At 40.7% G+C, this 21841-nt stretch carries 24 protein-coding genes, 1 tRNA gene and 2 other RNA genes; 16 read left to right on the forward strand and 11 right to left on the reverse strand.

Annotated elements, in window-relative coordinates:
* The first annotated feature begins 43 nt into the window (after positions 1–43).
* From B1sIIB91_RS01210 to ssrA, 6 genes are all read left to right on the forward strand, one after another.
* The gene (locus B1sIIB91_RS01210) at positions 44–676 is read left to right on the forward strand and encodes a nucleoside/nucleotide kinase family protein (protein ID WP_095687824.1); all 633 of its coding nucleotides are present in this window, start codon (positions 44–46) and stop codon (positions 674–676) included.
* A gap of 78 nt (positions 677–754) precedes the next feature.
* Complete coding sequence (gene prfB, locus B1sIIB91_RS01215; protein WP_095687825.1) at positions 755–1861, forward strand: peptide chain release factor 2; 1107 nt, start codon at positions 755–757, stop codon at positions 1859–1861.
* A 127-nt stretch (positions 1862–1988) separates the two neighbouring features.
* The gene (ftsE, locus tag B1sIIB91_RS01220; protein ID WP_018226785.1) at positions 1989–2678 is read left to right on the forward strand and encodes a cell division ATP-binding protein FtsE; all 690 of its coding nucleotides are present in this window, start codon (positions 1989–1991) and stop codon (positions 2676–2678) included.
* A gap of 29 nt (positions 2679–2707) precedes the next feature.
* Entirely contained in the window at positions 2708–3610 is a 903-nt protein-coding gene (gene ftsX, locus B1sIIB91_RS01225; RefSeq protein ID WP_095687826.1) for a permease-like cell division protein FtsX, read from the forward strand.
* A 31-nt stretch (positions 3611–3641) separates the two neighbouring features.
* Positions 3642–4160, forward strand: a complete 519-nt coding sequence (gene smpB / locus B1sIIB91_RS01230; protein ID WP_018226787.1) for an SsrA-binding protein SmpB — start codon at positions 3642–3644, stop codon at positions 4158–4160.
* Between the two features lie 82 nt (positions 4161–4242).
* Positions 4243–4614, forward strand: a transfer-messenger RNA (tmRNA) gene (gene ssrA, locus B1sIIB91_RS01235).
* Here the strand turns inward: ssrA and B1sIIB91_RS01240 are convergent.
* Together B1sIIB91_RS01240 and aceE are read right to left on the reverse strand one after the other, a co-directional pair.
* Positions 4614–4889 carry a phosphatase gene (locus tag B1sIIB91_RS01240; RefSeq protein WP_150123733.1) on the reverse strand — a complete coding sequence of 92 codons (276 nt, stop codon included), beginning with the start codon at positions 4887–4889 and terminating at the stop codon, positions 4614–4616. The genes ssrA and B1sIIB91_RS01240 overlap by 1 nt on opposite strands.
* A 9-nt stretch (positions 4890–4898) precedes the next feature.
* Positions 4899–7625 (reverse strand): pyruvate dehydrogenase (acetyl-transferring), homodimeric type, encoded by a 2727-nt coding sequence (gene aceE / locus B1sIIB91_RS01245; protein ID WP_190279177.1) that lies wholly within the window; start codon positions 7623–7625, stop codon positions 4899–4901.
* Between the two features lie 114 nt (positions 7626–7739).
* On the opposite strand from aceE, the gene B1sIIB91_RS01250 reads away from it, so the two are divergent.
* The 3 genes from B1sIIB91_RS01250 to B1sIIB91_RS01260 all read left to right on the forward strand — a co-directional run bounded on the left by B1sIIB91_RS01250 (position 7740) and on the right by B1sIIB91_RS01260 (position 8787).
* The gene (locus tag B1sIIB91_RS01250; RefSeq protein ID WP_095687828.1) at positions 7740–8183 is read left to right on the forward strand and encodes a DUF3052 domain-containing protein; all 444 of its coding nucleotides are present in this window, start codon (positions 7740–7742) and stop codon (positions 8181–8183) included.
* A gap of 20 nt (positions 8184–8203) precedes the next feature.
* Positions 8204–8662, forward strand: a complete 459-nt coding sequence (locus B1sIIB91_RS01255; RefSeq protein WP_095687829.1) for a peroxiredoxin — start codon at positions 8204–8206, stop codon at positions 8660–8662.
* Positions 8663–8715: 53 nt separating this feature from the next.
* Positions 8716–8787 (forward strand) — tRNA-Val (locus B1sIIB91_RS01260).
* Positions 8788–8817: 30 nt separating this feature from the next.
* On the opposite strand, the gene B1sIIB91_RS01265 is transcribed toward B1sIIB91_RS01260, so the two are convergent.
* The 7 genes from B1sIIB91_RS01265 to B1sIIB91_RS01295 all read right to left on the reverse strand — a co-directional run bounded on the left by B1sIIB91_RS01265 (position 8818) and on the right by B1sIIB91_RS01295 (position 14994).
* On the reverse strand, positions 8818–9132 hold the full coding sequence (locus tag B1sIIB91_RS01265; protein ID WP_095687830.1) for a hypothetical protein: 315 nt from the start codon (positions 9130–9132) through the stop codon (positions 8818–8820).
* Positions 9133–9450: 318 nt separating this feature from the next.
* Positions 9451–10773 carry an APC family permease gene (locus B1sIIB91_RS01270; protein ID WP_095687831.1) on the reverse strand — a complete coding sequence of 441 codons (1323 nt, stop codon included), beginning with the start codon at positions 10771–10773 and terminating at the stop codon, positions 9451–9453.
* 20 nt (positions 10774–10793) lie between these two features.
* The gene (locus tag B1sIIB91_RS01275; protein WP_095687832.1) at positions 10794–11651 is read right to left on the reverse strand and encodes a carbon-nitrogen hydrolase family protein; all 858 of its coding nucleotides are present in this window, start codon (positions 11649–11651) and stop codon (positions 10794–10796) included.
* A 220-nt stretch (positions 11652–11871) separates the two neighbouring features.
* On the reverse strand, positions 11872–12315 hold the full coding sequence (locus tag B1sIIB91_RS01280; protein WP_095687833.1) for a hypothetical protein: 444 nt from the start codon (positions 12313–12315) through the stop codon (positions 11872–11874).
* Positions 12316–12323: 8 nt separating this feature from the next.
* A complete protein-coding gene (locus tag B1sIIB91_RS01285; RefSeq protein WP_095687834.1) occupies positions 12324–12986 on the reverse strand; it encodes a hypothetical protein in 663 nt (220 codons plus the stop codon).
* A gap of 112 nt (positions 12987–13098) precedes the next feature.
* A complete protein-coding gene (locus tag B1sIIB91_RS01290; RefSeq protein WP_223298612.1) occupies positions 13099–14469 on the reverse strand; it encodes a hypothetical protein in 1371 nt (456 codons plus the stop codon).
* Positions 14470–14526: 57 nt separating this feature from the next.
* On the reverse strand, positions 14527–14994 hold the full coding sequence (locus B1sIIB91_RS01295) for a TspO/MBR family protein (RefSeq protein WP_095687835.1): 468 nt from the start codon (positions 14992–14994) through the stop codon (positions 14527–14529).
* 109 nt (positions 14995–15103) lie between these two features.
* Here B1sIIB91_RS01295 and B1sIIB91_RS01300 point away from each other — a divergent pair, with 109 nt between their 5' ends.
* The 5 genes from B1sIIB91_RS01300 (at position 15104) to rnpB (ending at position 18852) form a co-directional block, all read left to right on the forward strand.
* Positions 15104–16264, forward strand: coding sequence for a PrnB family protein (locus tag B1sIIB91_RS01300; RefSeq protein WP_095687836.1), 1161 nt, complete (start codon positions 15104–15106; stop codon positions 16262–16264).
* Positions 16265–16289: 25 nt separating this feature from the next.
* Complete coding sequence (locus tag B1sIIB91_RS01305; protein WP_190279178.1) at positions 16290–17258, forward strand: polysaccharide pyruvyl transferase family protein; 969 nt, start codon at positions 16290–16292, stop codon at positions 17256–17258.
* A 73-nt stretch (positions 17259–17331) separates the two neighbouring features.
* Positions 17332–18054: a zinc ribbon domain-containing protein gene (locus B1sIIB91_RS01310; RefSeq protein ID WP_095687838.1), complete on the forward strand. Its 723-nt coding sequence runs from the start codon at positions 17332–17334 to the stop codon at positions 18052–18054.
* The gene (locus B1sIIB91_RS01315; RefSeq protein WP_095687839.1) at positions 18054–18458 is read left to right on the forward strand and encodes a reverse transcriptase-like protein; all 405 of its coding nucleotides are present in this window, start codon (positions 18054–18056) and stop codon (positions 18456–18458) included. Before B1sIIB91_RS01310 ends, B1sIIB91_RS01315 begins: the two co-directional genes overlap by 1 nt.
* Positions 18459–18500: 42 nt before the next feature.
* Positions 18501–18852, forward strand: an RNA gene (gene rnpB / locus B1sIIB91_RS01320) — RNase P RNA component class A.
* A 165-nt stretch (positions 18853–19017) separates the two neighbouring features.
* On the opposite strand, the gene B1sIIB91_RS01325 is transcribed toward rnpB, so the two are convergent.
* Entirely contained in the window at positions 19018–19368 is a 351-nt protein-coding gene (locus tag B1sIIB91_RS01325) for a DoxX family protein (protein WP_095687840.1), read from the reverse strand.
* A 174-nt stretch (positions 19369–19542) separates the two neighbouring features.
* Between B1sIIB91_RS01325 and B1sIIB91_RS01330 the strand changes: the two genes are divergently transcribed.
* Entirely contained in the window at positions 19543–20004 is a 462-nt protein-coding gene (locus B1sIIB91_RS01330; protein ID WP_095687841.1) for a nuclear transport factor 2 family protein, read from the forward strand.
* Positions 20005–20090: 86 nt separating this feature from the next.
* Positions 20091–20396 carry an antibiotic biosynthesis monooxygenase family protein gene (locus tag B1sIIB91_RS01335; protein WP_095687842.1) on the forward strand — a complete coding sequence of 102 codons (306 nt, stop codon included), beginning with the start codon at positions 20091–20093 and terminating at the stop codon, positions 20394–20396.
* A gap of 461 nt (positions 20397–20857) precedes the next feature.
* Here B1sIIB91_RS01335 and nrdF read toward each other — a convergent pair whose 3' ends face one another.
* Complete coding sequence (gene nrdF, locus B1sIIB91_RS01345) at positions 20858–21829, reverse strand: class 1b ribonucleoside-diphosphate reductase subunit beta (protein WP_095687843.1); 972 nt, start codon at positions 21827–21829, stop codon at positions 20858–20860.
* Positions 21830–21841: the final 12 nt, after the last annotated feature.

Raw genomic sequence — 21841 nt, forward strand, 5'->3', positions numbered from 1 at the left:
GTTTTTTATCTTTAATTTAGAATTTAGGAGAGTATTTAAATAAATGCCAATTATTATTAATACAATAGAAGAAGCTCTAAAACGTTTAAGAAGCCTTAATGAGAATAATAATCAAAGAATTATTATTGGAATTGTTGGCAAACCAGGAGCTGGTAAATCAACACTAACCTCGTATTTATTAGAAAATTTGGTAAAAGAAAAAGCAGTTTTAGTTCCAATGGATGGTTACCATTTAAGTAATAAATTACTAGAAGAGTATGAAAAGGCTGATCGCAAGGGAGCCTATGACACTTTTGACGCACGAGGATATTCTGAATTAATAAAAAGAATAAAGTCTGATTCAGATTCTGATATTTATTTTCCAATTTTCCATCGAGAAATAGAAGAATCAATTGTTGCCGAGGGAGTAGTTTTAAAGGAGTGCAAAGTAGTACTAACAGAGGGTAATTATCTTTTACTTGATAACCATGGATGGCAAGATGTTAAGTCTTTCTTTACTGAATCTTGGTATATTCAAATAGATGATGACTTAAGGCGGGAAAGATTAATGGCTAGAAGTATTAGATATGGCCGATCTCCAGAGATTGCTTATAAATGGACACATGGATCTGATGAAGTAAATGCTAAAGTAGTTGAAACGACCATGAACAATGCAGATGTAATTTTAGCCTTATAACTTATTTATAAGTTAAAGATCACCACCAGTATCGGCGCAAGTTCGGAATACATCCCTAATTAGATTATCCTCTAGCCTATGGCCGCCCGTGAGTATCAAGATGAGATCGCAAAGATCGATATCACTCTTAAATCAATTGAGCAGGTGCTAAACCTGCCAAAATTAATAACAACGGCTAATGAACTAGAGCAGCAGGCAAGTGCTCCAAACCTTTGGGATGATCCAGTTAAAGCTCAGGTGGTAACTAGTAAGTTATCTAGGGCGCAATCAACAATAAATAAAATTAGCTCAATCAGAACTAGATTAGATGATCTACCAGTAATGATTGAACTAGCAGGATCTGAAAGTGATAAGGCGTCAGCTTTTAAAGATATCGATAAAGAACTAGATGATTTAACTAGGGTAATTAATGAACTTGAAGTACAGACATTATTAAGTGGTGAATATGATGAACGAGATGCTTTAATGACAATTAGATCAGAGGCTGGCGGAGTTGAAGCAGCTGATTGGGCGCAGATGTTAATGCGGATGTACTTTAGATTTTGTGAACGTCATAACTACAAAATAGATGTATTAGAAACTTCATATGCAGAGGAAGCCGGTATTAAATCCACTACCTTTCGAATTAGTGCGCCATATGCATATGGCCGCTTAAGTGTTGAACAAGGAACTCATCGCTTAGTTCGAATTTCACCTTTTGATTCACAATCTCGAAGGCACACTTCCTTTGCCGGTGTTGAAGTAGTACCAGTTGTTGAGCAAAGTGATCATATTGAAATTGAGGAAAAAGATTTACGAATCGATGTTTATCGTTCATCTGGTCCTGGTGGTCAAGGAGTTAACACCACAGATTCAGCGGTAAGAATTACCCACACACCATCTGGAATTGTTGTTTCTTGCCAAAATGAGCGATCACAAATTCAGAATCGAGCAACTGCAATGGCAGTTCTGCAATCTAAATTATTAGAGCGACGCAGATTAGCTGAGCGCGCAAAGATGGATGCATTAAAGGGTGATAACACTGGTTCATGGGGTAATCAAATGCGTTCATATGTATTAGCTCCGTATCAAATGGTTAAAGATTTACGAACTGATTTTGAAGTTGGAAATCCATCTGCGGTGCTAGATGGTGATCTTGATGGTTTTATTGAAGCAGGTATTAAGTGGCGCAAAGAGCGCGAGTAATCTCACAATTTGGCTAAATTCCCAGCAATAATTATCTGAAATTAGCGTTAAATCACCACAGATAGGTGATTACTTATCTAAACTACTATCAGAAACTTGAGTTGATCTACTAAAGGGGTTTAAGGCTGTGATTCAGTTTGAAAATGTAACAAAGATGTATCCAAAGACCGAGAAAGCCGCTCTTAATGGGGTTAACCTTGATATTAGTAAGGGTGAATTTGTTTTCTTAGTTGGCCTATCTGGCTCTGGTAAATCAACATTTTTAAGATTAGTACTTCGTGAAGAAAGACCAACCACAGGTGTTATTCATGTAGCGGGTAAAGATTTAAGTACATTAGCTGCTCATAAAGTACCTGAGCTGCGCCGGCAAGTTGGCACAGTTTTCCAAGACTTTAGATTACTTCCAAATAAAACTGTTTCCGAAAATGTTGCCTTCACATTACATGTTTTAGGTTACTCAAATAAACAAATAAGCCGCGAAGTTCCTGAAGTTTTAGAGTTAGTTGGACTTGAAGAAAAAGGGGATCGAAAGCCAAATGAATTATCTGGTGGTGAGCAACAACGAGTTGCAATTGCTAGAGCTTATGTGTCTCGGCCAACAATTTTAATTGCTGATGAACCAACTGGAAACCTTGACCCTGCAACCTCGGTTGGAATTATGAAATTACTTGACCGCATCAACCGTGAGGGCACAACCGTAGTTATGGCAACGCATGACGCTGGAATTGTGGATCAAATGCGTAAACGTGTTATTGAGTTAGAGGGTGGTCATGTAATACGTGATCAGGCTCGCGGTGTTTACGGATATACCGGTTGATAAAGTGATGAAAAAGATAGGGTTACCTGATGCGCGCTAAGTTTGTAATGAGTGAGGTAGGCATTGGCCTGCGTAGAAATCTAACTATGACCTTTGCGGTAATGATTACTGTTGCCATCTCACTTTCCTTACTTGGTATTGGCTTACTAGCTAACTCACAAGTTCGTGTGATGAAGGATTACTGGTATGACAAGATTGAAGTTTCAATCTTTTTATGTGGCTCACTCTCTGAAGGTGCTTCATGTGGCAAGGGCGTAATTACGCAGGAGCAAAAAATTGATATTCAAAAAGATCTAAAGACCTTGCCAGTTGTGGCCGAGGTTTACTATGAATCACAAGGTGAAGCTTTTAAGCGTTTTCAGGAAAGATTTAAAGGCTCTGCCATTGCGCAAAATGTTACCGCTGATCAACTTCCAGAATCTTTTAGGATAAAACTTAAAGATCCCACAAAGTTTGCCGTAATTGAAAGCGCTTTTGCTGGCCGGCCCGGTGTTGATATTGTGCAGGATCAGCGGGCAATACTTGAGAAGTTTTTTAAATTATTAGCAGTGCTTCGAAATGGTGCGCTAGTAATTGGCGCTGCCTCTGTTTTCACGGCATCTTTATTAATAAGTAACACGTTACGAATTGCTGCATTTAATCGCAGAAGAGAGACTGGGGTTATGAAATTAGTTGGTGCCTCTAGTTTTTCTATTCAATTACCATTTCTCCTTGAGGGAATATTTGCTGCCCTCTCCGGTTGGGCAGTTTCAACTGGAGTATTAGTCGGATTTAAAGCGGTAATTGATTCAAAGGTTGCACCTCTTTTAACCTTTACTCAGTTCTTTACCTGGAAAGATGTTTGGGTTGCCTCCGCTTGGTTACTATTAACTGGCTTAGTTGTTTCAAGTGTTGCTTCATTTATAACTCTTCGCAAATACCTAAAGGTTTAGCAACTTCCTCAAAAAAGATTGGGGGTAACTTGTGGTTAAAGAGCTTGGCAAAAAAGTCATTGCCCAAAATAAAAGTGCCCGCCATGATTATTTTATTGAAGAGGTTTATGAGTGTGGCTTGGTTTTAACAGGCACAGAGGTTAAATCCCTTCGGGCAGGTAGGGCATCACTTACTGATGGCTATGCCATGGCAAAAGATGGTGAAATTTGGGTTAGTGGTATTCATATCCCTGAATACAACCAGGGTAGTTGGACTAACCACATGCCTCGTCGTGATCGAAAGTTATTACTTCATAAACGTGAGATTGCTCAGATCGCTGGGATAATTAAGGCAGGCGGTTTAACTTTAGTTCCGCTTTCACTCTACTTTAAAGACGGTAAGGCAAAGGTTGAAATTGCAGTTGCAAAGGGTAAGAAAGCCCACGATAAGCGCAACACTTTAATGGAGCAACAAGTTACTCGTGAGGTTAACCGAGAGTTATCAAGGCGTAAATCTGGCAAAAGTACTACAGCATCTAAGCGCAAAAACTCTGATCAAGATTACGATTAATTACCAATTAACAGTATTTAAAATAAGCCTGTAAAATAATTCCTTCACAACTAAATACTGAAAAAATAAATCGCTTAATCTTGGGGGTGAACGGTCTCGACTTTAGTCGTTACTTCAAGGCAAGCGGGCCGAGGAAGCCGTGATGATCTCGTTAACCACAAAAACATGGCAAACTATAAGCGCAAATAAAACTGCTGCTGATTATCAACTAGCTGCCTAAGCTAGCTCTGTTATCCGTTACCCGAAGTTTGTTCTCGCCTTCGGATCTAACGTCGCTAGAGGACTTACCCCTAACCGTGTTACGGAGGTTAATGGGGACATAAATCTGTAGCTGAGTCCGCAAACTACTTGTGCATGTGAGAGTTTGGACTGAGAAAGCGTTAATTGCACTACGCCCGTAGAAACTTTGAAGCAGTGCTAGAGGACCCGGGTTCGATTCCCGGCACCTCCACTTTATTTAATCTTTGGGATTATTTTTATAATCCGATATATCGCTATCGCTGCAGTTGTTATTCCAAAAATGGCCATAACTCTAGATCCAATTGAATTCACATTAATAATCAGCATTACTCCAATAAAAATCGCAATTAATGCGATAGCAAGAGCTAAAAGTTTTATTATTGCAAGCGGTAGTAAACGTTGTGGCAGAAAAGTTAGTGCTAACGAGATTGGCCCACCGAGTACTGTTAGAGAAACAATTAGAGTTGCTAATAAAGCTAGTGACTCCATAACTTAAACTTAGCCAGAACCTTCAGTATTTCCAGCATCTGCTGCCTTAACATCATTAATCTGATACTTCTCAATTGCTTTCATAACCTGTCGTTTACTAATCATTCCTTCATCAGCTAACTGAGAAAGGGCTGCAACAGCGATTGATTCGGCGTCAACTTTAAAGTGACGACGCAGGGCCCCTCTCGTATCAGATAGTCCAAAGCCATCTGTGCCGAGTGAGTAAAACGGTTGGCTAACCCAAGGCGCGATTTGGTCTTGAACTGATCTCATAAAGTCACTGACTGCAATTACTGGACCCTTTTCTCGCTTTAGTTGCTTAGTTATAAATGCTGTTAATTTCTTACCTGGATTTAATAAGTTATGTCTATCAACTGTTAGTCCATCACGGCGAAGTTCATTCCAAGATGTTACTGAGTAAATACTTGCCGCAACTTTAAAATCATCATTTAAAAGCTCTTGTGCCTTAAGCGCCCAATTAACTGAAACACCAGAGGCAAGGATTGCCACCTGTTTGCGTCTGCGCTTAATAGGTTTCTTAAGCAAATAAATACCTTTTAGTAATCCTTGAACATCTAAATCCTCAGGCTCAGCCGGCTGTTGATATGGCTCGTTATAAACAGTTAAGTAGTAGTAAACATTCTCACTATTTTCACCATACATACGATTAAGACCATCTTTAACTATATGGCCTAATTCATAACCAAAAGCTGGGTCATATGAAATTACTGCTGGATTAGTTGATGCCAGCAAAATTGAATGACCATCTTCATGCTGCAGTCCTTCACCATTTAAAGTAGTACGCCCAGCAGTGGCGCCTAGTACAAAGCCTCTAACTAATTGATCACTGGCTGCCCAAAATGAGTCACCAGTTCTTTGGAAACCAAACATTGAGTAGAAAATATAAATTGGAATCATTGGTTCATCATGGGTGGCATATGAGGAGCCAACGGCGGTGAAGGAGGCTACTGAGCCCGCTTCATTAATTCCTTCATGCAAGATCACACCCTCTTTAGATTCCTTATAAGAGAGCATTAACTCTCGATCAACTGCTGTGTATCCCTGACCTTGCGGAGAGTAGATTTTAAGAGTTGGAAATAGTGAATCCATTCCAAATGTTCTTGCCTCATCTGGAATAATTGGAACTAATCTTTTACCAATGCCCGGATCTTTAAGTAAATCTTTAAGTAATCGAACAAAAGCCATAGTAGTGGCAACCTCTTGGGCGCCAGAGCCACGTTTTACCGACTCATAGCTTTCATCCTTTGGTTGCGCTAAAGGTTTAGAAACACTTCTTCTAGATGGCAAGAAGCCACCTAACTCATTTCGCCTCTGCATCATGTATGCATACTCAGGGGAAGTAACACCTGGATGACAATATGGCGGTAGTTTGGCATCTAAATCTTCATCTTTAATAGGAATTAATAGGCGATCTCTAAAGTTTTTAAGATCATCTAATGTCATCTTCTTCATCTGATGAGTTGAATTCCTTGCCTCAAAATGTGAACCAAGAGTCCAGCCTTTAATAGTCTTTGCCAAAATTACAGTCGGGCGCCCATTATGTTCACTAGCTGCCTTATATGCTGCGTATAGTTTTTGGTAATCATGCCCACCTCGTTTTAGATTCCAAATCTCATCATCACTCCAAGATGAAACCATCCCAGCAGTTCTAGGATCTCTGCCAAAGAAGTTCTCGCGCACAAATGCGCCATTTTCAGACTTATATGTTTGAAAATCTCCATCCGGAGTCTTATTCATTAAATCAACTAGCGCACCTTCTCGATCTGCTGCAAGGAGTGGATCCCATTCTCTTCCCCACACAACCTTAATTACATTCCAGCCTGCGCCACCAAAAACAGATTCAAGTTCTTGAATAATCTTGCCATTACCGCGAACTGGTCCATCTAATCTTTGCAAATTACAGTTAACAACAAAAGTTAAATTATCTAATCCCTCACGGGCTGCTAGTGAAATAGCACTTAGTGTCTCTGGTTCATCAATTTCGCCATCTCCTAAAAATGCCCAAACATTTTGATCAGAGGTATCTTTAAAACCACGAGCATGCAGATATCGATTAAATCTTGCTTGATAAATTGAATTAATTGGGCCAATACCCATTGAGACAGTTGGAAACTCCCAAAAGTTTGGCATAAGACGTGGGTGTGGATAAGAAGATAAGCCGCCACCATCATGAGATAACTCTTGGCGGAATCCATCTAATTGTTTTTCAGTTAGCCGGCCTTCCATAAATGCTCTTGCATACATACCAGGGGATGCGTGTCCTTGGAAAAATATCTGATCGCCCCCTCCTGAATGTTCTTTGCCACGGAAAAAATGATTAAAGCCAACTTCATATAAAGAAGCAGAGGAGGCATAGGTTGAAATATGTCCACCAACTCCAACACCAGGGCGCTGAGCACGGTGAACCATTACTGCTGCATTCCATCTGATGTAAGCACGAATACGTCGCTCTAGATATTCATCTCCTGGAAATTCTGGTTCAAGTGCGGGCGGAATAGTATTTATGTAATCAGTTGTGCGAAGACCGGAAACACCAACATTTTTTTCATTAGCACGTTGCAAGAGTGAGAGCATTAAATAACGAGCTCTAACTGGGCCAGCATTTTTTAAGACTGCATCAAATGATTGTTGCCATTCCGTGCTCTCATTTGGGTCGGTATCTACTAATTGATCCACTAAGTGGTCTGGGGCCTTAAAGTTTTCACTCACGGGCATATTCTCTCTCCTTTAGGGGCATTTGGTCATATTTATAACGAAAGTATGCGCAATATGGCCTAAATCCACATTCTTAAGTTGCACCAAGTGCAAAAGTTGGGTGGACTACTCCCAATGAACTCAGCCCAGTCACCTGCGGCCACTGTTGAACGCCTTGGCATTGGATCCGAACAATTCATACTTGAAGTTGGCTTTGACGATAGCGATTGCGATAAGTCACTGCGTGATGCAATTACAGCTAAATCTGGCACACAATTTCTAGATGCAACAGCGCAAGAGGTAGTAGATGTAGTAATTCTTTGGTGGCGAGATGGTGATGGTGATTTAGTAGATGAGTTAGTAGACGCCCTCACTTATTTAACTGAAGATGGTCCAATTTGGCTCTTCACACCAAAGGTTGGAAGAACTGGCTATGTTGAGGCAAGTGAGGTTCAAGATGCGGCTCCAACTGCAGGTATGTCACAAACTACCTCTTTTCCAGCAGCACCTGATTGGACAGCAACAAGATTAATTGCACGGCATGCTGGTAGTAATAAAAAGAAACCTAAAACTAAGTAATAACTAGAGGAGATAAGTAAATGGCGCTCGCAATTGGATCTGTTGCACCTGATTTTGAATTATTAAATCAACATGGTGAGAAGATTTCACTATCTTCATATAAGGGAAAAAAGAATGTCGTAGTTATTTTTTATCCATTTGCCTTCTCTGGCATCTGCACAGGCGAGCTTTGTGCCCTACGTGATGACTTATCTGCTTTTCATAATGATAGAGTTGAACTGATCGCAATTTCATGTGATCCTATGTATGCAAATAAGGTTTTTGCTGAGCAAGAAGGATATAAGTTTCAAGTTCTTTCAGACTTTTGGCCACATGGTGAGATTGCAAAAGCTTATGGAACTTTTGAAGAGAGCAGAGGATGTGCTAAGCGGGGCACATTTATTATTGGTCAAGATGGAAACATTAAGTGGATGGTAGTTAACGGACTAGGGGATGCCAGAAATATCTCTGAGTACAAAGCGGCATTATCTGCGCTTTAAACAGAGATAATTGGGAGTAATACTGATCTACTAGTAATATTCTCAATCTCACCGGGTGGTTAGCTCAGTGGTAGAGCGCCTCGTTTACACCGAGGATGTCGGGGGTTCGAAACCCTCACCGCCCACGCAATATGTTAAATATAATTAAAACGGATTTAACGAGCCATTTGAATTACATCGTGATCAGCCATTTTATGTTGTAGGCCGCCATCTTCAACGGTAGCAAGCCAATTTTGAAATTCCTTATTTAGTTCACAATCATCATTCCATTTTTCATAATCGGCCCTGCTAAACCACATGAAGAAGAAAGCTACATTATCAAGGTGTTTACCTCCTTGAACAAATCCAAAATTAAAAATAGCGTCAAGATTCTTGGATGCAAATTTTGCAAACTTGCGAACAAGTTCTTCGGTGTGCTCTTTGCTACCTGGAATCACGTTCCAGTAGTCAATTTCTACGATTCTACTCATGACTCTCCTTAATGAATGTCATATTTGTAAAATCACTATAGACCCCCCTGTCAATAGCGCTTACTAGAAACTTGACGCGAGAAACGTTGATAGCGGGTCATACTCACGCTCATTTTAATCTTTAGGTTAACTGCCAAATTTAATAGCCGTACTCTAAAGAAAAAGGGCTGAGGTTATAAGCCCCAGCCCAATTACTAATTAGGTTACTTCGAATAACTTGCAATTAATTGTGTAACTGCAACATTACTCTAGTTAAAGATTATTGAAAAAAATGAGGTGAGCCTTTTTAGGCCCACCTCATTTACTCCCTATTTATTCTTACATACCAACTGGATCACTCATCGCAGGAGGCTTCTGACGTAATCCTTTTGTAATTACTACAAGAATTAGGACTCCTATTCCTAGCCAGATTAGCCCAAGTCGTTTTGCATTATCGTCTAATTGCATAAGAAGATATGCATCAGCGATTGCTCCGAGAATAGGTATAAGTACCCACCCTAAGAAGCTCTTATCTGAGCTTTTATTCTTCAGGTAATAAGCTATGACTGAAATATTTACCAAAGTGAATGCAGTAAATGCGCCAAAGCTAATAAATGAAGTTGAAGTTGCAATATCAGTCTGAAGTGCTAAGAGGCCAACTACTCCTACTGCAATAATTGCAGGAACTGGCGTCTTATATGCATCATTTAATTTTGCAAAGAGGCGCTTAGGAAGAACTCCATCGCGACCCATTGCAAAGATCAATCGACTGGCACTTGCTTGGGCTGCAAGTCCGCTGGCGAATTGACCTACAACTAAACCAGCAAGAAATACTGAGCTAAAGAAGGCACCGCCAATCATTTTTGCAATTTCAAATGCAGCAGAACCAACTTCTTCAAATTGATTTCCTGGTTTTGCTAAAGTAGTGAAGTAGGCAGTCACTATGAATATTGCACCACCAATTAATGCAACCAGCATGATTGCTCTTGGAATAGTGTTCTTTGGATCCTTTGTCTCCTCGGTCAATGTAGTGATCGCATCAAATCCAAGGAATGAATAAGCAGAAACTGCAGCTCCCGCTGTTAGAGCGGTCCAGGTAGTTGTGCTGGCATAAAATGGCTCAACTGAGAACAAAGTTCCCAAACCGTCACCACCAGTTACATATGCGATACAAAGTCCGATGAAACTAATCATCACTAAGGCTTGGAACGCCATCAGTGCAAAATTTGCTTTATCTGCGACTTTAAAACCAATAATATTTAGTGCGGTTGTAAGTGCAATAAATAGAAGGATCCAAAGAGCAAATGGAACGGATGGGAATTGTGCTTGTAGATAAAGACCCCCAAATAGCCAAATAACCATTGGCAAGAATAGATAGTCGAGCAAAATTGCCCAACCAACCAAAAAGCCAAGATGATCATTAACTGATTTGCGAACATAGGTGTATGCAGAGCCGGCAACGGGGAATACCCGAGCGAGCTGCCCGTATGAGAATGCGGTTAAGAGCATTGCAATTAGAGCAACCGAGTATGCACCCGCGCTCGCTCCAAAGGTTAGATCTGCTGTGAGACCAAATATTCCAAGAACAATAATTGGTGTCATGTAAGCAAGGCCAAAAAGCACAACTGAGCGCAAGCCCAGCGTACGTTCCAGTGTTGTCATATTTCTTTCTCCTTTTTTTGCTATTTATTCATTCGCGGACGCCATGTCCGTGGATTTATTCGTCCGCTGTAAATGGGAAGATTTATCTCTGGATCGTTCGGCAGAAATTGATCCCACATTCGATTAACGCCTGCCGTGCCATCACGTCTAATCTGCGCAACGCGATCAAAATCGATGATGGTGTAAATAATTGAATTACTGTCATCAAGTATTTGCTCAACTACATCACCATCTGGATCTACAACTAAAGATCTACCCATGGCTATGGGAGCAGCTGCATTTACGCTTAAGATATAAACTTGATTTGTAATAGCGCTGGCTTGAACTAAAACTAACTCTTGCTTGCGATCTGGGGTTGTTGTTCTAACAAGATTGACTATTAATTCCGCACCCATCCAGGTTAATTGTCGAGTTACCTCCGGAAACCAGATGTCATAACAAATATTTAAGCCAACACGACCTAGTCCCGGGAGTTCAAATACTGAAAATTCATTCCCCATGGAAAATGGCTCAGAAGGACGCCATGGAAAGATCTTTCTATAATGTGAAACCAATTCTCCAGCAGGATTAAATACTAAGGCGGTGTTGTAGATCCCATTATTGGGTGTGGGTTCCACGATGCTTCCTGGAATTAACCAGATGCCAAATCGCTTGGCTATTTCACCTAGTTCTCCTACGAACTTGCTATTAAGTGGTTGTGCAATTTTCTGCAACGCATCAGTACTCATATCCGAGCCAAATAAATGAAGTTCGGGATGAACCACCATTTGGGTTCCAGGGGAGCGGCTGAGAATTTTTTCTATTTCTTCGCCATAGCCGGTCAAGTCATCTGTAAATTGGCGCTGTGTAGCCTGCGCTAACGCAACCGATATCTTCATTGACACCGCCTACCTTCAATGACTCAAAGGCTAACTCAGTATTTGGATTAAAGCGCTTATAGCGGTTTTGCCACTCGACATATGAATAACAATTTTGCTTGAGAATCCAGGTGGTGGGTTTTGTACCCAGGGTTGAGTCTGCCCAACGAGGGCTTTAGTGGCTCTGCATCAGGCTGACAAATCCTTTAAGGCAGCTTTCTAATCTCCGCCCATATCTGACCTAATTCTTTTTTATCAAAGAGGCGATGAATAACAAAGCCAATAAGTAGAAAGCTGCCGCATTTAATGCTTCACCGGGTGGTGTTCCTGTGGAAGTTACACTCATCATCTGGCCGGCAATAAAACCCATTACTCTCTCAAGGGCTAGAGTGAGCAAAATCAATGGAGTAAATCCTGGATAACGGAAAAATAATACAAACAGGAGCACGGCAAGAATAAGTTGTATTGCACCCCATTGGTGAAATATCGCAATTATGTTATTTCCGCCTTCAACGGATATATCAATACCAGCGATGCTCTGAGCACCACCATCTGCTGCAAAGAGGTGAATGCAACTACGCACCACCATTACTAACAGATAGATGGCTGTGACTATGCGAACTGCTCGAAAACCTTCAAACTTTGTGGGATTCTTTGGAAGTAATTCTTTGATATCAAACTTCATAAATTCGGCTATAAACCTAAATTACCAAGTTGGACATTAGTGCCATACATTTTTACTGCTAGCCCTTTGCTACTTAGTGATACTGATTTTACTTTAAGCCCTTTAGGGGGTGTAAGGCTGCGTTGGCTTTTGCTTTTGATCTGAGTTTGAAGATCAGCCGGCAATGATGAAGCAGGAATATCATTACCGAAAAGTGAAACGCTCTTAAGTTCAAAATAGAGTTGATTATTTGAGTATTTTGGAATCAGACTTGCTTTACCCATTCCACCAGCTCCTGCTGCAACCTGCAGAGTATTTCCCACAATCTGCGCATCACCGAACTCCGATGCCTTTGCGATAGTTGATACAGGTATTGTGGCGGTTATCTCTAAAGAGCCAATAAGTGTTGGCTTAGATTTACTGATATTTCCTGCCGAAATTTTTATTGAAGAATCTGTATTACTTTCCTTCAAGGGGTATTTTTCTATATCTATATTAGCTAACTTGATTGAATCTGAAGTTATATTACTTGCTATATCAGTTAGTGGAATAGATGCGCTAACCCCAGAAGCATTTGGCATCTCACGCTTTACACCTGAAGCAATCTGGGATGAAATGTATTTTTCAAGGCCAATAACGCCAGAAAAAATAGATAAAACAAGTACTGATGTTGCGATTAGTTTAATTTTCATCAGCGGAACTTAACAGTGCAAACTGATAAATTTCATGGATTCGGTGTTAATAACCTGTGAATTTGGACAGAAAAGTAGAGTCGCCCATATCTGACCTATATCCCTTCGAAATCTACTTCCAGGCTTGATACTCCTTCATTAAATAAGGAATTGCACTTTGTTTGTACCAGTCATCAACGTTTAACTTAAAAACTTTTTCAAATGCGACTTTCCAATCTGATGTGGAGCGTATTTCATACCACCAATCCATAACTTTTTGATGACCATATTCACCAACTAATCTTTCATAAAGCAGAGCACCTGAGCCATAACCGAAGTTGCCTATTTCTGGATCAGGATTGCAATACATTTGATTTCCAAACCTATTTCCATCCACTGAATTCAATTTGTCAAACCATTGAGAAGCACTAAGTTCTAATAAATTGGTTTTCGGGGTCCAGTAAGAAAGTGTTGGCTTACTTTGCTCTCGCCTCTCGGTGGCGTAATCAGAGCCGCCAATTGTTCTAAAGTTTCGATCCATAATGGCCATGGCGTAAAATTGTGCTGCGCCCTCTCTTCCCCAACAACCTACAAGTAAACTCTTGTCCCCAGTTATTCTGCCTTGAATTCCATGCACAACATGGTGGATTGTGTTCATTTGAAGATTATTACGTGATAGGGCACCTTTTGAAGCAAGCAAGATCATTGGAGTTTGTGGAAATCTGCTTTCGCTTCCAATCATGATACTGGTGGGTCCAATTCGCCTGCGCATATTTGACACAGCTTGTTCAAATAATTCATTTCCGACTGCTTCATATCCATATTTGCGCCACTCCGCAATGACCCAATCAAGATCTGCGTCGGACCCGTAGAAGATGGGATAAGGCTTAGTTTCTTGATAAAAATCTACAAAAAACTCCATTGTCGCTTTAGCACTTTTCTCTATTACATTTGACATGTCTTTCGCCGCGTTTGGTCCATAATTGTAATTTAGTGCTTGCGGAGTTTCCTTACTTTTTGGAAATTGAGCAATGTTATCTAATGCTGCTTTCATGCCAGCTGACATAGGAGCGGTATTACCAGCGGGGGAGGCACCAGAGGTTGTTGCACTGCCGATTAGTTGGACTCTAAAACCAACTCCTGATCTTGAGAAACCCTGGGCTCCCACGGTAACAGACTCATATCTCCAAGGCTTTGGTAGAGGATCTTTGTCCTTTTGTTTTAGAAAAGTTTCAAGTATTCCTTTTTTTCCTAGAACTTTATTACAAGCGATATCATAGGTATAAATCTGGTAACTTCCCTTTGGAAATTTAACTCCTGCTATTACTTCGTTCTTGCTAACTTTGTAAATTCCACATGGTGCGCCTTGTTCAGAAGCAACTGCTGCTGGGGTGAGAGTAGAGAGAGCCATTATTGGCGCAAGCAGCGCCAGGCAGATCACGCGGCTTCTCATGCTGCTGAGCGTAGAGAGGGCTATAGAGAATGCAATTAGCTTCTTATTCATATCTAAAGCCTATGAGGTAATTAAGTTATTACAAGAGGGTATTCGCCCATACCTGAGCTAATTTCTAGTTAAGTAACCCCAAGCAACGCTGGCTGCGATTGCTACCCAAATTTGATAGGGAATAAGTAGAAGTCCCATAACTAGAGAAGCCTTAAACGTTAGATAAAGAACTGGAAGAGTTAGAAGAGCTGTTAATACTAAGGCGATTGTGGCAAGTGTGAAGTTGTGCGGGACATAAAATTGATAAGCCCAAGTAAGGGCTGCAAAAATACTTAAGCCAAAGAAAACTAACCAGGAAATATTTTCTATTCGTGTTAAAGATCTAGAAACTTGGTATGAAGCAATACCTAGAACCATAAAGTTATAAGGCCAGATAATTCCAATAAAAGCACTAGGTGGCTGCCAGGGTGGTCGGTTTAGCGATGCATACCATCCAGGAGAGGAGGAAACCCAAATTCCTGAACCAAAGGCATAAATGAAAACTAGAAGAATTCCAATGCTCGCTGTCACTAATTTAAACTCCATATGAGCAGGATAATCCATCCTTAGATCTATTCAAGCTCTAGTAAATGTCAGACTGGCTTACTTATTATTTGGATAGATGCTTTAATTCAACCTTATTCTTAGGAGCGAAATGAAACCTGCAAAAATAGCTGATTTTGGAATCACTGAAGAGTTTGGTTACCTACCAAGTAAAGACCCAGCCCAATCACTATCACCAGGGAACGAAGAGTGGGATCAATTTGGTAAGGATCTTCCTAAGTTATTAATGAGCACAAACTTTAGAGCAAAGGTTAAGGCACTTCCTAAATTTAATATTGATAAATTAAAAGGTGAAGCAGAAATACAACGAGCAATGTTGGTTTTAAGTTACATCGGACAGTCATATCAGTGGAGTGAGAACAGCCCGGCAACTACTATGCCAGCAAACTTAGCCCTGCCTTGGTATGAGGTTGGTAAGTTAGTAGGCAGACCACCAATCCTTTCCTATCAGAGTTATGCCTCTGATAATTGGCGCCGCTTTGATAAAAATGGCCCAATTGAGTGTGGCAATATCGGTTTGGCCCAATGTTTCTTAGGTGGGCAGGATGAAGAGTGGTTTATTTTAATTCACATCGATATTGAGAAAAAAGCCGGTAAATCACTTAAAGCAATTGAAGATGCACAAGCTGCTGTTGCGGTCAATGATGCTGATCTCTTAGAGGCAGCACTTACTAAATTACGAAACGCACTTGCTTCGATGTATGAAGTATTAGGCAGAATGCCAGAGAGATGTGATCCATATATTTACTTCCACCGAGTTCGTCCATACATCTTTGGTTGGCGTAATAATCCATCCCTTCCAGATGGTGTGGTTTATGAAGGTGTGGATGAGTACAAAGGTGTTGGTCAGAAGTTTCGTGGCGAGACTGGCGCACAGAGCGCAATAATTCCTGCAATGGATGGCGTACTTGGTATTGAACATGAGCGAGATGAACTTCGTGAGTATTTAATGGAGATGCGTACTTATATGCCGCCTAAGCATGTTGCATTTATTGAAGCAGTAGAAGCAGGTCCATCAGTTCGTAGCTTTGTAACTACAGCAAAGCGAGCTGGATTAACTTCAGTATTTAATGAGTGTGTTGAACTAGTAGCTAGTTTTAGAGCGATGCATTTGGAGTATGCCGGCACATATATTCACGCCCAAGCACAGGCAACACCTGGAAATCCATCTGCAGTTGGTACTGGTGGCACACCATTTATGACCTACCTACGCAAGCACAGGGATGAGACAAAGAAGCAAACCCTGGCTTAAATCATCAAGCAGGTACGCTTTGGTAATGCTTACTAAGTTTGCCAAAATCTTTTCGCCCAGCTCATCCCTTACTAAATTAAATGATGTTTCAAAGGGCGCGCGAGTTGTAAAGAGTAAAACTCTTCAGTTCTACTCGGCCAATCGAAATATTGGTAATTATCTACCAGTGCTGGCAATACATCAGATGCTAGATCAAGAGCTAGATACTTGGAACATTCATAAATCACCAGTTGATTGGGGCTTTGTTCACAAAAACTACACTGCGGTAATAGTTGGTGGCGCAGGGCTACTGCACTCTGTATTTGAAAAATTTTGGGTTGATTTAGAGAAGAACTGCAAACTACCAATAATTATTTGGGGTATTGGAGTATGCCTGCCAGATAATGATCAGGTAAAAGGTGTGCCAAAGCAGGTTGTGCAATCAGTATTTTCAAAAGCAAAGTTTACCAATATTAGAGATGAGCTAACTAGAGATTTTTATGAGTTAGATCCAGGCATCAGCATCACCGCCTGCCCAACCTTGGTGCATATTGAAAATAACTTTACGGTAGAGCTAAAGAAAGTTAGCGGTAATAAGGTATTACACAGCTCTCACGTTGATTTAGAGCCAACCTCAACCACGCCACAAATTAAGCAAATTACTCAAGATGCCGGTTTTAACTACAGCTTTACTGAGAATATTGAAACAGAAAAATACCCATTGAAGAAGATTCTAAATATGTATCAAGAATCTGATTATGTGATTACAACAAGGCTGCATGGCGCGATCATCGCCTATGCATTTAAGCGTCCTTATATAGCAATCTCATTTGATCCAAAGGTGGCAGCATTTAACAAACTTTATGGCGGGGGCGTGTGTATTACCAGCGTAAATGAGTTAAAAGCAGCGCTAAGTAATGATCATTTTAAAGCACCTGGTGAATATGAAAAAGAGATTAAACGGGTTAAGGATTTTGGTGTTTTAGTTGCAGCTGCCATTAAAACTAGCAATTAACACCTAGCCTGGGTAAACTTAGAAAGGTAAGTACAACTAAAAATTAAAGTTATCAAAAGAGTGGAGGTGGCTTATGCAAGCCTCTCCTGAGCAACAAAGCCTAGTTTTAGAGCTACAACTACTCGATAATGAGATTATGCAGGCTAATACCAAACTTAAATCACTGCCTGAAGTTGAACAATTACTTCATATTGATAAAAGAATTATTACCGCAACGGATGAAGTTGCCACAGTTAAGTTAGAGGCGGATCAAATCACCTTAGAACTTAGGCGAGGTGAAGTAGATGTTGAAACTGTTACAGATCGAATAAAAAAAGATGAAGCGCGATTAGCCTCCGGCAATGCCACACCAAAAGAACTAGAGCAGACTCAACATGAGATTCAAACATTAAAAAAACGTCAGTTAGCACTTGAGGAAATAGAGCTTGAGATTATGGTGCGTAGTGAGGCAGTAACAGAGCGAAGTAAGGTTTTAACAACAGATCTAGCGTCCCTTGAAACCTTAAAGGCTGAGATAAACCAAAGACTAAGCGCTGCAACTAGTGAGATTAACTCTTTAATCGCAAATAAGCAGAAAGATAGGCAAGTGGTTGCAGTAAAGATCGAAAAGGTACTACTTGATCTTTATGAAAAAATTCGCACATCAAGTGGCGTAGGCGCTGCTGCATTAGTTGGTAATAAGTGCAATGGCTGTAATTTGGCAATTAATGCAGTTGAAATGCAACGAATTAAAACACTGCCATTAGATGAAGTACTGCGCTGTGAGGAGTGCCGTCGAATATTGGTGAGGATCTAATGCCTAGACATTTCATAGTTACAGCAGATGGTGGCAGTAGAGGTAATCCAGGAGCTGCTGCATACGGGGCAGTAATTTATGAAAATGATAAAGTAGTTAAAGAAATAGGGGCTGCAATAGGTGAGGCATCAAATAATGTTGCTGAATACAGTGGCTTAATTGCAGGGCTTAAAGCAGCTAATGAAATAGATCCAGCAGCAACAATTTTGGTCAAGATGGACTCTAAGTTAGTAGTTGAGCAGATGAGTGGTCGATGGAAAGTTAAGCATCCAAATATGCAAAAGCTAGTTAAAGAGGCATTTACCTGCCATGACCCAAAGCTTGTTTCCTACCAATGGATTCCGCGAGAGGAAAACTCTCACGCTGATTCAATTCTTAATGATGTATTAGACAGCGGAATGTAAGCATTTCCTAGATAAAAATATCTTCGCTATCCTTATCACTGAAGAGTCGTCTGGATCATCGCGTTACGAAAGTACCGAGGAAAGTCCGGACTCCAAAGAGTAAGGTGATGGCTAACGGCCATCCAGGGAAACCTGCGGGATTAGTGCCACAGAAAATAAACCGCCGTTAGCAATAACGGTAAGGATGAAACGGTGGTGTAAGAGACCACCAGCATTTACGGCAACGTATATGGCTAGGTAAACCCCACCTGGAGCAAGACCAGATTGTTGGCATTTGAGAGCTACTCGCTCGAGCCAACGGGTAGGTTGCTTGAATCTGTAAGCAATTACAGATCTAGATGGATGATGATCTCTCGCAAGAGAACAGGATCCGGCTTATAGGGCGACTCTTCTTTATTTTTAGTATGTATGACGTAAGTCTGTGCTCATTTGCTTATGCAAAAGTGTTTAGTTTTATGCAAGACCTTGGATATTTTTGCCGATTTCTATGGGCAAGAAAATGGACAAATGGGCAAAATCGTGGACAAGAAATCGTTTGGGACTAGGGCGACTCTTCTTTTTATCGCTTGAATTGTAATGCAGATGTTATGCAAGCGATGATGAAGATTCCAAGAGCAGCACCGAAATCTGCAACTTTATGTTTGCGTGAGAAGTGTGTGAATAGCGCAGCTACAAAGTACAGAACTAGACAAGCAGAGGCTAATACCCCAAGAGGTTTACTCCAGATACCTACAATGATGCCAAGTCCACCAGCGATTTCAAGACATGCAAGAACTGGTATTTGATTTGGTTTAACGCCAACTTTAGCCATCGCTGCCATGACATCTGGTACCTTTTTAAGCTTTGAAATAGCTGATCCAATAGCGGCAAATGCAAGAAGTGCTGCGAATATGTTGAGTGCGATAGTCATTTATTTATCTGCTTTCTTGTTGAGGAGGTAGTTTTCTAGGAGCCTACAGCCTTGAAACACTTGAATACCAAGATTCCGGCCTATAGGGCGACTCTTCTTTAATTAGCCACAAATTAATCCAGTTTTTGGTTTATATTTCTTCTTACTGATAAATATTGAAAGGTCCAAAAGCGCATGCTTATATATAGTTCAATAGTTGAGAAAATTGTTCGTAAAACATTTCTTGCGGTCCAGAATCATGACTATCAAGCGGTATTAAATGGTGTTTCCTCTAATAACCTCACCCATCGTTTTGCAGGTCCTAACTCATTGGGCGGCATCCGACATGACAAAGAAGCACTAGGTAGATGGTTCAAAAGAGTCGGCACAGTTCTACCAGAACTTAAGTTTGATGTAACAAATGTTTTAGTCCTCGGTGGGCCATGGAACACAACAGTTGTCGCCCGCTGGGTTGCCACCTGCAAACTTGAAAATGGAGAGCCATACGTAAATCCTGGAATTCATGTAATCAAACTGCGTTGGGGTAAGGCATACGACTTCGATGTATATGAAGATACTTTTGCCGTGACAGTCGGGCTTGAAAAACAAGCAAAGTCAGGAATTGCGGAAGCGTTAGCCCCGCAAATTGTGAGCTAATCCAAACTTTTCCGGCTTAAAGGGCGACTCTTCTTTTCCTTGGCTGGAAATGACTTTATTTTCAAACTCTTTGGCAGAATACGATCATGTCCTACGTAGTTATTTTCCGCTCTACTCGCAACTTAGATGATGGGCATTTGTATTCTGAGTGGTCTGAAAAAATGGAGAATTTAGTTAAGACAATAGATGGCTATGAACATCATTTCGGTTTTCGAGATGCAACAAGTCGTGATGGGGTAACTGTTTCCTATTTCAGTTCTTTAGAGGCAATTTCTGAGTGGAAGAACTTAGGTGAGCACAAAGTGGCACAACAATTGGGTCGAGATTCCTTCTACGAGGAGTACTCGATTCAAGTCTGTGAAGTACTTCGGGATTATGGCTTTGAAGCATAAGAGTCTTAACTCCGGCTTATAGGGCGACTCTTCTTTAATTTTAGTTACTGCGAGTAACTGAGAAATGTGTAATACTTCTGCTTCAGATGTTTGGTAGTAATTGGGACTTGGTTAATTCCAAGTCCCTTTTGCTTTTTACTTCAAATTTTATCCACAGAGAACGCCACTGAATAATTTCAAAAGTTTTAAAAGCCGTAACTTCACCCTTGTGATGGGGGCGTGTTGTAATTGGCAGCCTAGTCGTTTACCAAACATCTGGAGCGGGTTCAAGTCCCGTCGTCTCCACCACAGTCTTAGCTAAGGCAATTCGATCTATTGGTAATGGTCAAAAGAATTGAGTTAGCTCTGCATGGGAGGGCCTTGAGAGATCGAGGCCCTTCTCTAAATTTCAACCTTATCGGGCGACTTTTCTTTAAATCAAGTGGCAGGAGATAAAGCCCGCCACTTATTTTAATTAGCTATTAAAACTGCCAATCATCATCTTGAGTTGCCTCATGCTTACCAATTACATATGAAGATCCAGAACCAGAGAAGAAGTCATGGTTTTCATCAGCATTTGGAGATAGCGCAGACAAGATTGCCGGATTAACTTGGGATATTTCACGTGGGAAGAGTGCATCAAAGCCTAGATTCATTAAGGCTTTATTACCGTTGTAGTGAAGGAAGGACTTAACATCCTCAGTTAAACCATGTTCATCGTAGAGATCTGCGGTGTATTTAATCTCATTCTCATATAGATCTAGCATAAGTTGGTAGGCGTAGCTCTTAATTTCTTCACGACGACCAGCACTTTGCTCTTCCATACCCTTTTGGAACTTATAACCAATGTAGTAACCATGAATGGCTTCATCTCTAATAATTAATCTAATTAGATCAGCTGTATTAGTTAACTTAGCCCTTGATGACCAATACATTGGCAAGTAGAAGCCAGAGTAGAACAAGAATGACTCTAAGAAGGTTGAGGCAATCTTGCGCTTAAGTGGGTCATCACCGTTGTAATAGCTAAGCACAATCTCAGCTTTGCGTTGTAGGAACTCATTTTCCTCAGACCATTTAAATGCTTGCTCAATTTCAGAGGTTGCAGCTAATGTTGAGAAAATAGATGAATAACTTTTAGCATGCACTGACTCCATAAAAGCAATGTTTGTATAGACAGCCTCTTCATGAGCTGTAATCGCATCTGGGATTAATGAGTTAGCACCAACTGTTGCTTGGATGGTATCTAGCAAAGTTAGGCCAGTGAATACTCGCATTGTAAGTAATTGCTCAGATGAGCTTAAAGTTGCCCATGATGGAATGTCATTAGACATTGGCACCTTCTCAGGCAGCCAGAAGTTTGAGGTCAACCGGTTCCAAACTTCTAGATCAATTGGATCCTCTAACTTATTCCAATTAACTGGCCGACTTACTGCTGTCTGTAGTTTTAAGTTCATTTTATTCTCTCT

Origin of the sequence: Candidatus Nanopelagicus abundans (assembly GCF_002288305.1) — a bacterium.
Taxonomy (GTDB): domain Bacteria; phylum Actinomycetota; class Actinomycetes; order Nanopelagicales; family Nanopelagicaceae; genus Nanopelagicus; species Nanopelagicus abundans.

What these genes read in the sequence shown, in the direction of transcription:
- B1sIIB91_RS01295 (WP_095687835.1), bottom strand. Translation starts at nt 14,994, where the DNA reads ATGGAGTTTAAATTAGTGACAGCGAGCATTGGAATTCTTCTAGTTTTC.
- ftsX (WP_095687826.1), top strand. Translation starts at nt 2,708, where the DNA reads ATGCGCGCTAAGTTTGTAATGAGTGAGGTAGGCATTGGCCTGCGTAGA.
- B1sIIB91_RS01300 (WP_095687836.1), top strand. Translation starts at nt 15,104, where the DNA reads ATGAAACCTGCAAAAATAGCTGATTTTGGAATCACTGAAGAGTTTGGT.
- B1sIIB91_RS01210 (WP_095687824.1), top strand. Translation starts at nt 44, where the DNA reads ATGCCAATTATTATTAATACAATAGAAGAAGCTCTAAAACGTTTAAGA.
- B1sIIB91_RS01265 (WP_095687830.1), bottom strand. Translation starts at nt 9,132, where the DNA reads ATGAGTAGAATCGTAGAAATTGACTACTGGAACGTGATTCCAGGTAGC.
- B1sIIB91_RS01270 (WP_095687831.1), bottom strand. Translation starts at nt 10,773, where the DNA reads ATGACAACACTGGAACGTACGCTGGGCTTGCGCTCAGTTGTGCTTTTT.
- B1sIIB91_RS01330 (WP_095687841.1), top strand. Translation starts at nt 19,543, where the DNA reads ATGCTTATATATAGTTCAATAGTTGAGAAAATTGTTCGTAAAACATTT.
- B1sIIB91_RS01250 (WP_095687828.1), top strand. Translation starts at nt 7,740, where the DNA reads ATGAACTCAGCCCAGTCACCTGCGGCCACTGTTGAACGCCTTGGCATT.
- B1sIIB91_RS01285 (WP_095687834.1), bottom strand. Translation starts at nt 12,986, where the DNA reads ATGAAAATTAAACTAATCGCAACATCAGTACTTGTTTTATCTATTTTT.
- B1sIIB91_RS01315 (WP_095687839.1), top strand. Translation starts at nt 18,054, where the DNA reads ATGCCTAGACATTTCATAGTTACAGCAGATGGTGGCAGTAGAGGTAAT.
- B1sIIB91_RS01305 (WP_190279178.1), top strand. Translation starts at nt 16,290, where the DNA reads ATGCTTACTAAGTTTGCCAAAATCTTTTCGCCCAGCTCATCCCTTACT.
- B1sIIB91_RS01280 (WP_095687833.1), bottom strand. Translation starts at nt 12,315, where the DNA reads ATGAAGTTTGATATCAAAGAATTACTTCCAAAGAATCCCACAAAGTTT.
- prfB (WP_095687825.1), top strand. Translation starts at nt 755, where the DNA reads ATGGCCGCCCGTGAGTATCAAGATGAGATCGCAAAGATCGATATCACT.
- B1sIIB91_RS01275 (WP_095687832.1), bottom strand. Translation starts at nt 11,651, where the DNA reads ATGAAGATATCGGTTGCGTTAGCGCAGGCTACACAGCGCCAATTTACA.
- B1sIIB91_RS01310 (WP_095687838.1), top strand. Translation starts at nt 17,332, where the DNA reads ATGCAAGCCTCTCCTGAGCAACAAAGCCTAGTTTTAGAGCTACAACTA.
- B1sIIB91_RS01335 (WP_095687842.1), top strand. Translation starts at nt 20,091, where the DNA reads ATGTCCTACGTAGTTATTTTCCGCTCTACTCGCAACTTAGATGATGGG.
- B1sIIB91_RS01290 (WP_223298612.1), bottom strand. Translation starts at nt 14,469, where the DNA reads ATGAATAAGAAGCTAATTGCATTCTCTATAGCCCTCTCTACGCTCAGC.
- B1sIIB91_RS01255 (WP_095687829.1), top strand. Translation starts at nt 8,204, where the DNA reads ATGGCGCTCGCAATTGGATCTGTTGCACCTGATTTTGAATTATTAAAT.
- B1sIIB91_RS01325 (WP_095687840.1), bottom strand. Translation starts at nt 19,368, where the DNA reads ATGACTATCGCACTCAACATATTCGCAGCACTTCTTGCATTTGCCGCT.
- B1sIIB91_RS01240 (WP_150123733.1), bottom strand. Translation starts at nt 4,889, where the DNA reads ATGGAGTCACTAGCTTTATTAGCAACTCTAATTGTTTCTCTAACAGTA.
- aceE (WP_190279177.1), bottom strand. Translation starts at nt 7,625, where the DNA reads ATGCCCGTGAGTGAAAACTTTAAGGCCCCAGACCACTTAGTGGATCAA.
- nrdF (WP_095687843.1), bottom strand. Translation starts at nt 21,829, where the DNA reads ATGAACTTAAAACTACAGACAGCAGTAAGTCGGCCAGTTAATTGGAAT.